Consider the following 11,535-nt stretch of genomic DNA (forward strand, 5'->3'; position numbering starts at 1 on the left):
CGAGATCGCTTATCCGGGAAGGATCAAGTAAATCAGATAAAGAGCACTCTTCGTTACTCAGAGTAGGACTTTACACACTTCAGGTGACAAGCTCGGACGAGCCCGCCCCGCCCAATGCAGGCGCGGCATCGCAGGGTGGCACGCGGGTTCCGAGCGGGGGTCAGCAGAAGGGCATGCTAGGCGTACTAGTGGCGGCGACGGCGTGGTCACTCGTCCGGGTGGAAGCGGTGCGGTGGGGTGTGGATGTCGAAGGGGATCCGGGCCTGCGCCAGGATCGAGTGCGGGGGCGTGTCCGGCGTGATCAGCCCCAGGCGCTCGAATAAGGGGAACCTGGCGAAGGTGGCCTCCAGGTGCCGGGGCCGCATGACCGGGTGCCAGATGCTGTAGGCGCCTACCCCGCCGTCTCTGCGCCGGTACCAGCCCTGGGTTGGGTGGGTGAGCTGCTCCAGCCAGTCCGAATCGTCCGTGAAGCCGTCCAGCAGCGCCGGAGCCTGAGGACGCTCGACCGCCTCGCACCGGCCGTCGGCGGACTCCAGGCGCCAGCGGGCCGGGGTGCCGAGCCAGTCGGCCTCGATGCGGATGTGGTCGCGGCGCCACGGCATGCCCCACAGGTGCTGTGGGATCGCCACGACGGGGTGGTCCAGGCGGGTGCCGAAGAACCAGACGCCCGCCTTGCCGTAGGCGGTGACGTAGGCCCGGTAGTTGATCTGCCCGCAGCTGATCGACGCCTGCGGCAGGAACCGGAAGTGGAAGTCCCGGTCGCGGAAGGCGACGGCGGAGACCAAGGCGCCGGGGCCGTCCCCGAAGTTCGCCTCCATGGGGGCGAAGCCCTCGGGCAGGTGCCGGGCGAGCGCGTCGGCGTCCACCCGGTAGCTCACGATCGCGAAGTCCTCCAGATCCGTGTGCGCGTGGTACCAGCGCGGACGAGGCCGGGGAGTGCCCACGAAGCTCATGCCCAAAAGGTACGGCTCTTACGGCTGCGCGGGGCCGGGTGGGATGTGTGCGCCACGGCGAGATCCACGGGCTCTCAGGGGTTGTGCGCCTCGCGCCGGTCGCTGCTACGCTTGCCTCCTCCACTGCTTGATCTTCACGGTGGAGTCGGCTGTTCGGGGGCGAGCATCGCCGATTGGTAATGGATTTCGGTTGTCGGGGGTTCCTGAGGCATACTGGGAGCACCCCACCCGATCGGGCGAGTTACGAATGTGCTCGCTACGTCGGGTATCCTCTACGGGGCCGGGGTCGTTACCGGCTCAAAGGCGGAGTAGCTCAGTCAGGCAGAGCAAACGGCTCATAATCGTTGTGTCGCCGGTTCAAGTCCGGCCTCCGCTACTGCCCACTCCCAGGTCAACCGGCCTGGGTACGGGCGTGTCCATGTCCCGAACGTAGAAAGGCACTCCCAAGTGGCTGCCACCGACGTTAGGCCGAAGATCACGCTGGCCTGCCAGGAGTGCAAGCACCGCAACTACATCACGCGGAAGAACCGGCGCAACGACCCGGATCGGCTTGAGCTGAAGAAGTACTGCCCCAACTGCCGCTGCCACCGCGCGCACCGCGAGACCCGCTAGGTCTCCGGGCAGGGCTTCTGCCCCACATTTCGTCATATCGCACAACCGGCGTCCTACCACGGGGCGCCGGTTTGTCGCGTCTGCACATGGTTCCAGGTGCTCCCCACGGACCCCATGGTCCTCTCTGACGCCCTGATGGTGATCGGCCCTGCGGGGGGTCGGTCCAGTGGGGCTGCGGATGTCGTGATCGTGACCGGCCCCCCTGGAAGGGGCGGCGGGTGTCGTGATGGTGGCCGGCCTCCGTGGGGGATTGCGGGTGCTGTGACGGTAGCTGGCCCTTGCGAGGGGCGGCAGGTGTCATGACGCTGCCTGGTCCCGTGGGGGCTGCGGGTGCTGTGACGATGATCGGCCCCTTACGAGTCGGTGGACGTGCTGACGGTGATCGGCCATGTGCGGGGCAACGGGCGCCGTGACGGGTGCTGTGTGCCGTGATGGTGCCGACCCTGCGGGGGTCTGCGGGTGCCGCGACGATGGCCGGTTCCGTGTGAGTCTGCGGGTGTCGTGACCGTGGCCGCCCCTGGGAGGGGCGGCGGGTGTCGTGACGATGGCTGGTCCCATAGGGGTTGGTGGGCGTGCCGACGGTGGTCGGCCATGCGCGGGTGTGGACGGACAGGAGTTTCTCCTGGTAGATGGCCATCACGGCCACGAGTCCTCCCGGTGGGCGGTCATAAGGAAGGCGGGTTGGCGGTCAGCGCCGAGCTGCCGCCTTGATGTTGAGTGCGGCGAGAGTGTCTGTGGAGACGGGGACGAAATATCGGTGGTCAGATAGCCCTCCGGTACCTCGGCGTTGCCCTGCAACGAGTACCCCGCCTCGATCAGCAGCCGCCGCATGGTGTCGTCACTGACCGGATGCCCGTGGCGGGTCAACTCGGTGGCGAGCGTGTTCAACGAGCGCGCCGTCCAGCGCAGCGGCGACTCCGGATCGCCCCGAGTGACCGGCTTCACCAGCGCATCCGGCGTCGCGGGCGGCCCGGGGCCGACCTGCTCGGCGCGCTTGCGGCCCGCTCCGGAGCGAGGCATCCGGCCCTCGGCCGGCGGACGGCACCCCTCGTTTCGGGAGGTCTTACATCGAGTAGGCGCCGGAGGCGAGGGCGATGACGCCGACCACGGTCATCAGCAGCGCCGAGCCGGGGTGCATGGCGATCGAGATGCGGATGTCCTGCTTCTTCCAGGCGAGCCAGACGCCCGGGTAGAGGAAGACGAGCTTCGACAGGACCGTCCAAGGGGCCCAGAAGTGGTACACCGAGAAGAAGAAGGTGTTGAAGAACGGGGCCCACTTGCCGAGCTGCGGGAGGCGGGGCAGCAGGAAGCCGCGGAAGTAGTACTCCTCGAGCAGGGGCAGGGTGAAGCCGGTGAACGGCGCGCAGATGAGCAGCGTGGTGAGCACGACCTCCTGCGGGTAGCCCTGGAGGTAGGCGGTGCCGTCGGGGCCGGCGCCCTGGTAGTTCACCCAGGTGAAGAACCAGTCGTAGACGATGTTGTCCAGCGGGGTCAGCGAGAGCGAGACCACGGTCATCCACACGAGGCACGCGGCCCCGAGCCAGAAGACCTTGCCGCGCGAGAGCGGCTTGTCGCGGTAGTGGACGACGCCCTTCATCGTGAAGCGGCCGGTCTGCTTCTTGCCCAGCCACAGCAGGAACAGCTGGAGCGGGAAGAGCACAACCGCGAGGGCGATGGCCCAGGCCAGGAAGATCGGGAAGTCGATCGCCCGGACCAGGGGGGCGGCGATGAACGCGTACACGGCGACGATGACCGCGCCGGGCACCAGGTGCAGTGCGATGGAGAACGGGACGGAGTGACGGTCGGCGAGGAGCTTCGCGACGAAGCCTTTCGGCTGGGCGCCTTGGGTGTCGGCCGGGGGCCGCATTGCTGTGTCCATGCCGAGAATCGTGGCTCCGCGACCCGACACGGAGCTGACATCGCTCTGACACGGCTTCGAGTCGCCGTGAAAGGCGCAGGTTACGGTGGATGCGGACCGGGTGGGAGCTATCGGGTCGCTCCCGCGTCGCGGGTTCTACCTCCTTCGTCAGGGCGCCACGGCATCGAAACGCGGCATGGTGCTCTCCGTGGAGAAGTTGCTGTTGATGGCGGTGCGGGTCGATGATCAGGCCAGCCTCGTCCGAATCGGCACCCAAGCGTGCAAGAGGCCGTCTACCGGGATTTCCATTGGCCGCCCACCGGGCATGACGTGTCCGCCGAACAGGATTTCCTGATGTCCGCATACGCGTGGGGCATCCGGCGGCGTGATGGTGGGAGCCCTGGGTGAGTTCTGGAGGCCCCTGGAGCCGCCTACGGGAGGCGGTGGCCGCCGTGTGTAGGTGTGCATGGGGTGGTGTTTATGGTGTGGGTTTTGGGAGGGGCGGGCGGCGGGAAAGTTCGCGGGGCAAAATCAAGATAATCACCGGCGACAGCCGAACCTTGTTCTGTTACCGTCGGCCTCAGCAGCGCTCGGTTGGTGACATGCGAGGGAGCACTGATGGCCTTGAACCGAGACTTCGTGGGCAGGACCTATTCGCCCAGCCCGCCGTACGAGGTCAGCCGGGTGAAGATCAGGGAGTTCGCCGCCGCGATCGGTGACAACAACCCGCTCTACCGGGACAAAGAGGCCGCCCAGGCCGCCGGATACCCCGATGTGATCGCGCCGCCCACGTTCCCCATCGTGTTCAGTCTGCAGAGCGGGGGCGAGGCGCTCGTCGATCCCGACCTCGGGCTGAACCTCGCCATGGTCGTCCACGGCGAGCAGCGCTTCGAGTACGTCCGGCAGATCTGCGCCGGGGACCAGCTCGTCACGACCGCGACGATCACCGACATCCGTACGGCCGGGCGAAATGAGCTGCTGACGGTCAGGAGCGAAGTGACGACCGTCGACGGCGAGCCGGTCTGCGTCACCTACAACACGATCGTCGAGCGCGGAGGGGCCGGTTGAGATGACCGCCACGGTGAAGTACGACGAGGTCGAGGTCGGGCAGGAGCTCCCGGCAGTGGACTACAACGTGCGCCGGCTCAACCTGGTGATGTACGCCGGGGCTTCCGGGGACTTCAACCAGATCCACTGGAACGAGCGGTTCGCCAAGATGGTGGGGCTGCCCGACGTGATCGCGCATGGGATGTACACGATGGCGCAGGCCGGGCGGTTCGTCACGGACTGGGCCGGGGATCCCGGGGCGGTGGTGGACTTCGGGGTGCGGTTCTCGTCGATGGTGGTCGTTCCCGACGACGATCAGGGGGCGACGGTCTCGGTCAGCGGGGTGGTGGAGGAGAAGCTGGAGGACAAGCGGGTGGTCATCGGGCTCACCGCCAGGTCGGGCGATCAGAAGGTGCTGTCCAAGGCCCGCGCGGTGGTCCAGCTGTCCTGACGCGGCGGCCGGCCAGGTGATATTTCGGGCGTGTCTCGGGTACGCGTGACGTCTATGAACGAAGCTGCGCGACGAGTTTGGCCCACGGTTCGATCGATCCCGGTTTCCGCTGTGACCGATGCCAAGCCGCCCGCCCACCTTCGGCCGGCGCGGGTCGAGAAGGTGGCGGGTAGCTCCGGCACCGGACGGGACACCGCGGGTGGCGCCGAAACCGGCACAGCCGGTACGGCCGGTGCAATGGCCAAGACGACCGAAACCGGTACGAAGGCCAAGGGGAGCGGGACAGGGGCGCATGCTCGGCTTGAGCCTGCCGCCGAGCTGGGGTTCTCCGGCGCTCCCGGGCAGCCTGGCGACACGGGCGACACCATGCTGCACGCCCAGCGCGTCTGGGACAGCTCGCTGGCCACCAACCGCCTCGACGAGCTGGGCGTCAAGCTGGAACGCCAGCGTACGGAGACCAAGGACGTCACCGTCAGCGTGAGCCTGCTGGTCGACGGCTGGCCGGAGGACGTCAGGAAGAGCGTGCGGTCGATCGTCGAGCACACGAACGCGCGCGTGCTCGCCTTCGACCTCGGCGACGTCGACGGCGCCGGTGACGTGCTGGACGAGCTGGCCGACCGGCATCCGGACCGGATCGCCGTGTGGCACGTGGCCGAGGAGCCGCACTGGCGAGGGGGCACGGCGACCTGGGGTGAATGCCGCGCCAAGCTGCTGCGGCTGGATGAGTCGGACGTGCACGTGCTCATGGAGACGAACGTCGAGCTCTGCGGCGACGCGCTGACCCCGCTGGTCGCGGCCGTCGCGGAGGGCGCCGTGGCGGCCGGGTGGAAGGGCGTCGACTTCCCGGACGGGGAGCCGGGGCCGGTCCGCGGTGAGGAGTCGGGGCAGGTCCACGATGGGGGAACGGGGCCGGGGCCGGTTCGCGGTGAGGAGTCGGTGCGGGTCCACGATGGGGGGCCGGTTCGCGGTGAGGAGTCGGGGCAGGATCGCGACCGGGGGTCGGGGCAGGTCCACGTGGTGGAGTCGGGGCCGGGCGGGAGGGTGCGGGCGCTCACAGGGGAGCTCATGGCGGTACGAAGGGGCCCGGCGCTCGGAGCCCTGCCCGAGGACGCCGGCTACGGCAGGAACGCGGATCTGGCGCTCTCCCTCGCCCTCCAGCAGGACCACAGAGAGCTGGTCGTGCCCGAGGAGCCGCTGCCCGCGGTGCGGCTGGGATCGCACGACGTGGACCCCGACTACGACGCCCGGGAGTCCCGGCGGAACTTCGACCGCGTGCTGCGCATACTGGGCACCTCATAAGCTATTGGCCCATGGAGATGCTCGCGCCGTATACCACGCTGCGCCTAGGTGGCCCCGCCCGCGACTTCGCCGAAGCGACCACGGCGGAGCACCTCGTGTCGCTGGTGGCCGAGGCCGACATGAAGGGGCTGCCCACGCTGGTGCTCGGCGGAGGCAGCAACGTTGTGGTGTCCGACGAGGGCTTCGACGGGCTGGTCGTCAAGGTCTCGACCCAGGGCGTGGCCGTCTCGCGTGACGGCGAGGAGGTGCTGGTCACGGTCGAGGCGGGGGAGGACTGGGATCCGCTGGTCGCCCGCGCCGTGGCCGAGGGCTGGTCGGGCATCGAGTGCATGTCGGGCATCCCCGGGCTGGTCGGCTCGACGCCCATCCAGAACGTCGGCGCGTACGGGCAGGAGGTGTCCCAGACCATCCGGTGCGTGCGTGCCTACGACCGCCGCACCAGGCAGGTGGTGGATCTGGAGGCGCGGCAGTGCGGGTTCTCCTACCGTGACAGCGCCTTCAAGCGCGACCTGGCGCGGCATGTGGTGCTCGCGGTGACGTACGCGCTGGATGTTTCGGAAATGTCCGGCCCGCTGGCGTACGAGGAGCTGGCCGGCAGGCTGGACGCGGAGGTCGGCGGGAGAGTGCCGCTCGCGCAGGCCCGCGAGGCCGTGCTGGCGCTGCGGCGCGGCAAGGGCATGGTGCTCGACCCGGACGATCCCGACACCCGCAGCGCAGGCTCGTTCTTCACCAACCCGATCCTCACGCCCGAGGAGGCCGCGGAGCTGGCCTCCCGCGCCCCGGGGCATCCGCGCTGGGAGCTGGCCGACGGGTCGGTCAAGGTGCCTGCCGCGTGGCTGATCGAGCAGGCGGGCTACCCGAAGGGGTACGGGCGCGGGCCCGTACGCATCTCCACCAAGCACACCCTGGCGCTGACCAACCCCGACGGGGTCGCCACCACCGGCGACCTGCTCGCGCTGGCCAGGGAGGTCCGGGACGGGGTACGGGAGAAGTTCGGGGTCACGCTGGTCAACGAGCCCGTGCTCGTCGGCTGTGACCTCGGGGAATAGGTCCCGCTCGCGGGCTGTTATGGTTGGTTGGAATTTCCGAAGGGGAGTAGTCCCAATCGTGTGATCGACACACTGGCGCTTCATCGCGCCCGGTCACGCGGGCCTCATGCGGGCGGACGAGACCTTCGGCCTGGCAGTTGTGGAATGAGACGCTGCCGGGCCGGAGTCGTGCCCGAAACTCCCCGGGTCGCCGCTTCCGGCTCGGTCGCGCGGAAGGGGACCGTTGGAAGCGTTCTGGATCAGTCTCGCCGTCATCTTCGTGGCCGAGCTCGGCGACAAGAGCCAGCTCATGGCGATGACGTTCGCGACCCGTTTCAAGACCTGGCCCGTGCTCGCGGGCATCACGATCGCCACGACCGTCGTGCACCTGGTCAGCGTCGCCGTGGGCGGGCTGATCGGTGACGCGCTGCCGACGACGGCCATCGCGGTCGTGGCGGGGCTGGCCTTCCTCGGGTTCGCCGCGTGGACGCTGCGCGGGGACGAGCTGACCGAGGACGAGTCGAAGAAGGCCCAGCGCACCACCAGGAACGCTTTGATCGCGGTGACCGTGGCGTTCTTCCTGAGCGAGCTGGGCGACAAGACGATGCTGGCCACCATCACGCTGGCCACGCAGCACGGCTGGCTCGGCACCTGGATCGGCTCGACCGTCGGCATGGTGGCGGCGGACGCGCTGGCGATCCTGGTGGGACGGCTGCTGGGCAAGCACCTGCCGGAGAAGATCATCCGGTACGGCGCGGCGGCGGCGTTCGCGGTGTTCGGCGTCGTCCTCCTGGCGGAAGCGCTTTTCTGATCTGGGGACAGCTAATTCGGGGACAGCAGCGAGAGGCGATGGGCCGCGGCGGCGGCCTCTCCCCGGGTGGTGACGCCGAGCTTGGCCAGGATGTTGGACACGTGGACGCTCACCGTCTTCGCCGAGATGAACAGCTCGCTCGCGATGTCCCTGTTGGTCCTGCCCTGGGTCACCAGCCGCAGCACCTCCAGCTCACGCGGCGTCAGCAGCCCGGAAGGCTCCTGGACGGGCTGAATCCCGCCCACCCGGCGCGACAGCGTCTCGATCTCCTCGATCAGCGGGGTGGCACGCAGGGCCTGGGCCAGCGGGAGCGCCACCTTCAGCCGGGTCGCCGCCCCCTCGCGGTCGCCTCCGCGGGCGGCCGCGGTGGCCGCCCGCATCAGGGCCTTGGACTGGTTGTGGGGGCGGCCGAGCCGCTCCCAGGCCGCGGCGGCGGCGTCGAAGTCGCCGCTGTAGGTCAGCCGGTACGCCTCGGTGACCGGCCCGATGGCCGACAGTTCGGCCGCGACCTCGGCGGCGTGCTCGCGTACCGTCGCCGCCCTGCTGGGCTCGGTGGTCTCGGCGGCGTCGCAGACCACGCGGAGCAGGGCGAGCAGCCGCCAGCTCAGCATGGCCTTGCTCGACTGCCGGGGGTGGGCCAGCACCCGCTCGGCCACGGCCAGCGCGGCCGCCGGCTCGCCCCGGACCAGGTGCCAGCCGATGTGCAGGCGGGCGTTGCTGATGATGTCCTGGACGAACTCCTCGGGACGGTCCTTCAGCACGCCGACCTCGGACAGGATGCCCTCGACGAGCTGCACCTCGCCCCTGGCCAGCGCGATGTCGGCGCGCGTGCGCAGCATGGCGTACCTGTGGCGCAGGACGGGCCCGTGGCTGAGCGCGCCTTCGATGACCTCGATGGCCTCGTCCCAGCGGCCCATCGCCTCCAGCACCTCGGCCCAGTTGTTCTTGATGAACAGGCCGCTGCCGCGCAGCCGGCCGTACTTCTTGGCCAGCTTCCAGCCGTGCTTGGCCAGGCGCAGCGCGTCCTCGTGGCGGCCCACGTCCATCAGGGAGTCGACGTTGTTGCCGATCGCCCTCGTGATCAGGCGGCCCGAGCCCTGCGCCACGCCGATCTCCAGCGCCTGCTCGTTGAGGGCGATCGTGGTCTCGGTCTCTCCGTTGAGCGAGTGACCGAGCGCCAGGTTCATCAGCAGGTCGGCTTCGAGGCAACGGTCGCCGAGCTCCCTGACCAGGCGCAGGCCCTCGGCGATGAGCTCGTTGGCCTCGGCGATCTCGCCTCGCAGCATGAGGTGGCGGCTCAGCGGCGTGACGACCTCCACCCGGTCGAGGCTGTTGCCGGGCACGAGCCGCATGGCGTGCCTGAGGTCCTCGATGACGCCCATCTGGCGCTTGGAGTTCTTGAACCCGACCCCGCGCACGATGAGCTGCGCGACGCGGGCCGGCTCCTCGGTCTCGTCCAGCTCCGACAGCGCGGCCTTGACGAACTTCGCGCCCTTGTCCACGTCGCCGCCGGCGTTCGCGGCCTCTGCGGCGCGTTCGAGCACGGCGGTGTGGTCGGCGCCGATGAGCTGGACCGCGTCGGGCACCCGGTCCCAGAGCATGAGCACGCGTTCGAGCAGCGGGACGGCCTCGGTGTAGGCGAACGCCTTGAACGACTTCTGTGCCGCCTCCCAGGCGGAGATCAGCGCCCAGGTGTCGTTGCGGGCGCCGTACCAGTGGTGTGCCAGCTCGACGGCGGCGCGCCCCGGCGGGACCAGCGTGCGGTCCTTGGAGATCTCCTCGGCGAACCTGGCGTGCAGGCGCTGGTGCTCGCCGGGCAGCAGCTCGTCGTGCACGGCCTCGCGGATGAGCGAGTGCCTGAAGACGTAGGCGCGGTTGTCGGCGATCTGCAGGACGTTGCCCGCGATGGCGGGGCGAAGCGCGGTCTCCAGCTCGACGTCGGACAGGCCGCTCACGGCGGCCAGCAGCTTGTGGCTGACCCGGATGCCGCCGGCGGCGGCGACGCGCAGCAGGCGCTGGGTCTCCTCGGGCAGCCGTTCGACGGAGTTGAGGATGAGGTCCTGCATGGACTCGGGGAACGCGCAGTCCTCGCCGCCCTCCAGCATGGCCTCCACGAACAGCGGGATGCCCTCGCTGCGCTCGTAGACCTTCTCGACCTTGGCGTACTGGGGGACCTCGCCGAGGATGCCGGCCATCTGCTGGGCGACCTCGTCCCGCGACAGGCGGGGCAGGTCGAGGCGGTGCACGCCGCTGACCCTGCCCAGCTCGGCCAGGACCGGCCGGAGCGGATGCTGGCGGTGCAGGTCGTCGGAGCGGTAGGTCATGACGATCAGCACCTGCGGGGCGTGCAGGTTGCGGCTGAGGAAGGCGATGAGATCGCGGCTGGACCTGTCGGCCCAGTGGATGTCCTCGATGACGAGGACGGTGGGGCGGGAGGCGGCCAGTCGTTCGAGGAGGGTGAGGAACTGCTCGAAGAGCCGGGCGCGGCCGGTGTCGGTCTCGCCGTCGCCGCTCGGCTCGCCGAACTCGGGCAGCAGCCGCGCGAGATCGCGCTCCGCGCCGTCCGGCAGCAGCCCGGCGACCGCCGCGGGGCCCTGCTCCCTGACGAGCTGCCGGAGCGCGGCGGTGAACGGCGCGTAGGCCAGACCTTCCGTGGACAGCTCCACGCAGCCGCCGAACACCACGTGGGCGCCGAACGCCTGGCACTGCTCGGCGAAGCGCTGGACGAGCCTGGTCTTGCCGACCCCGGCCTCGCCGCCGAGCAGGAGGGCTGTCACCCTGCCTTTTCGTGCCTCGTCGAAGCTTTCAGACAGAGCCGCCAGCTCCTCTTCCCGCCCGACGAAGACGGGACTGACAGAACGTCCCCGCATGTCATCCAGCATGTCATGCCCGATCGATTGCTTTCGACGCTTTTATGGGGGTCCCTTTACGGGGGTTTCGAGGCCCGGCCACGAGGGAGGTGGTGGCCGGGCTCTCGTGGGATGGTCATGAGAAACGGAGCTTGCCGAAGACCGAGCGGCGCTCGGACTTGTTGGCCCGCTCGGCCTCGCGTACCCGCCGGTGCTCGGCGGCGGCCTTGCGGAGCTCGCTCGCGTGGTTCTTCATGAGCTCGTACTCGATCTCGGGATGCATGGTGTGTCTCCTGAAATTTCGTGCTTCTTCCTGACACCTTTAAGACTCGGCCTAAGGCCCTGCCTGCCACATCGGGTGGATGCCTTATCTCTGGCACGCGGACGCGTACGGCATGCCTAAGACCCCGGTGCCGATCGCCTAAGGCGGTCCGGTTTGGAGCTCACGGCCCTGGTCGGCGATGCTGTGTTGGTGTCAACTGTGACTACCTCGCTCGCGGACGTCGCCTCGTCCGACTCGGCGTTGCGAGCTTTCCTGCACGGCCTGCCCGGGGTTGACCGGGTCGGCGCGGACCAGCGGGCGGCGATGCTGGGCACCCGTTCGATCAAGACCACGGCCAAGGCGCA

Annotated in this window: 11 protein-coding genes, 1 tRNA gene and 1 pseudogene; 8 read left to right on the forward strand and 5 right to left on the reverse strand. The window is 69.2% G+C overall.

The features are described from left to right. Positions 1–206 precede the first annotated feature (206 nt). Positions 207–953 carry a DUF2071 domain-containing protein gene (locus ACIBI9_RS67370; protein WP_397239520.1) on the reverse strand — a complete coding sequence of 249 codons (747 nt, stop codon included), beginning with the start codon at positions 951–953 and terminating at the stop codon, positions 207–209. A 302-nt stretch (positions 954–1,255) separates the two neighbouring features. Between ACIBI9_RS67370 and ACIBI9_RS67375 the strand changes: the two genes are divergently transcribed. Further along, a tRNA-Met gene (locus ACIBI9_RS67375) sits at positions 1,256–1,329 on the forward strand. Positions 1,330–1,400: 71 nt separating this feature from the next. Continuing rightward, positions 1,401–1,565 carry a 50S ribosomal protein L33 gene (gene rpmG, locus ACIBI9_RS67380; protein ID WP_019632658.1) on the forward strand — a complete coding sequence of 55 codons (165 nt, stop codon included), beginning with the start codon at positions 1,401–1,403 and terminating at the stop codon, positions 1,563–1,565. A gap of 636 nt (positions 1,566–2,201) precedes the next feature. On the opposite strand, the gene ACIBI9_RS67385 is transcribed toward rpmG, so the two are convergent. Further along, positions 2,202–2,585, reverse strand: coding sequence for a hypothetical protein (locus ACIBI9_RS67385; protein ID WP_397239522.1), 384 nt, complete (start codon positions 2,583–2,585; stop codon positions 2,202–2,204). A 43-nt stretch (positions 2,586–2,628) separates the two neighbouring features. Beyond that, positions 2,629–3,444: a type II CAAX prenyl endopeptidase Rce1 family protein gene (locus ACIBI9_RS67390; protein WP_397239524.1), complete on the reverse strand. Its 816-nt coding sequence runs from the start codon at positions 3,442–3,444 to the stop codon at positions 2,629–2,631. 597 nt (positions 3,445–4,041) lie between these two features. On the opposite strand from ACIBI9_RS67390, the gene ACIBI9_RS67395 reads away from it, so the two are divergent. The 5 genes from ACIBI9_RS67395 to ACIBI9_RS67415 all read left to right on the forward strand — a co-directional run bounded on the left by ACIBI9_RS67395 (position 4,042) and on the right by ACIBI9_RS67415 (position 8,059). Next, positions 4,042–4,491: a MaoC family dehydratase N-terminal domain-containing protein gene (locus tag ACIBI9_RS67395; protein WP_397239526.1), complete on the forward strand. Its 450-nt coding sequence runs from the start codon at positions 4,042–4,044 to the stop codon at positions 4,489–4,491. A gap of 1 nt (position 4,492) precedes the next feature. After that, positions 4,493–4,921 carry a MaoC family dehydratase gene (locus tag ACIBI9_RS67400; protein ID WP_397239528.1) on the forward strand — a complete coding sequence of 143 codons (429 nt, stop codon included), beginning with the start codon at positions 4,493–4,495 and terminating at the stop codon, positions 4,919–4,921. A 237-nt stretch (positions 4,922–5,158) separates the two neighbouring features. Continuing rightward, complete coding sequence (locus ACIBI9_RS67405) at positions 5,159–6,220, forward strand: hypothetical protein (RefSeq protein WP_397239530.1); 1,062 nt, start codon at positions 5,159–5,161, stop codon at positions 6,218–6,220. An 11-nt stretch (positions 6,221–6,231) separates the two neighbouring features. Next, complete coding sequence (locus ACIBI9_RS67410) at positions 6,232–7,269, forward strand: UDP-N-acetylmuramate dehydrogenase (RefSeq protein ID WP_397239532.1); 1,038 nt, start codon at positions 6,232–6,234, stop codon at positions 7,267–7,269. A gap of 223 nt (positions 7,270–7,492) precedes the next feature. Continuing rightward, positions 7,493–8,059: a TMEM165/GDT1 family protein gene (locus tag ACIBI9_RS67415; RefSeq protein WP_397239534.1), complete on the forward strand. Its 567-nt coding sequence runs from the start codon at positions 7,493–7,495 to the stop codon at positions 8,057–8,059. Between the two features lie 11 nt (positions 8,060–8,070). Here the strand turns inward: ACIBI9_RS67415 and ACIBI9_RS67420 are convergent, their stop codons facing one another. Continuing rightward, positions 8,071–10,929: an ATP-binding protein gene (locus ACIBI9_RS67420; protein ID WP_397239536.1), complete on the reverse strand. Its 2,859-nt coding sequence runs from the start codon at positions 10,927–10,929 to the stop codon at positions 8,071–8,073. Between the two features lie 115 nt (positions 10,930–11,044). Further along, entirely contained in the window at positions 11,045–11,191 is a 147-nt protein-coding gene (locus ACIBI9_RS67425) for a hypothetical protein (protein WP_192789639.1), read from the reverse strand. Positions 11,192–11,389: 198 nt separating this feature from the next. Here ACIBI9_RS67425 and ACIBI9_RS67430 point away from each other — a divergent pair. Next, a pseudogene (locus ACIBI9_RS67430) lies at positions 11,390–11,535 on the forward strand (deoxyribose-phosphate aldolase); the annotation flags it as partial.

Source organism: Nonomuraea sp. NPDC050451, assembly GCF_044458585.1.

Coding starts and splice junctions, on each gene's coding strand:
- ACIBI9_RS67370 (WP_397239520.1), bottom strand. CDS start 953: ATGAGCTTCGTGGGCACTCCCCGGCCTCGTCCGCGCTGGTACCACGCG.
- ACIBI9_RS67385 (WP_397239522.1), bottom strand. CDS start 2,585: ATGCCTCGCTCCGGAGCGGGCCGCAAGCGCGCCGAGCAGGTCGGCCCC.
- ACIBI9_RS67390 (WP_397239524.1), bottom strand. CDS start 3,444: ATGGACACAGCAATGCGGCCCCCGGCCGACACCCAAGGCGCCCAGCCG.
- ACIBI9_RS67395 (WP_397239526.1), top strand. CDS start 4,042: ATGGCCTTGAACCGAGACTTCGTGGGCAGGACCTATTCGCCCAGCCCG.
- ACIBI9_RS67400 (WP_397239528.1), top strand. CDS start 4,493: ATGACCGCCACGGTGAAGTACGACGAGGTCGAGGTCGGGCAGGAGCTC.
- ACIBI9_RS67405 (WP_397239530.1), top strand. CDS start 5,159: ATGGCCAAGACGACCGAAACCGGTACGAAGGCCAAGGGGAGCGGGACA.
- ACIBI9_RS67410 (WP_397239532.1), top strand. CDS start 6,232: ATGGAGATGCTCGCGCCGTATACCACGCTGCGCCTAGGTGGCCCCGCC.
- ACIBI9_RS67420 (WP_397239536.1), bottom strand. CDS start 10,929: ATGCGGGGACGTTCTGTCAGTCCCGTCTTCGTCGGGCGGGAAGAGGAG.
- ACIBI9_RS67425 (WP_192789639.1), bottom strand. CDS start 11,191: ATGCATCCCGAGATCGAGTACGAGCTCATGAAGAACCACGCGAGCGAG.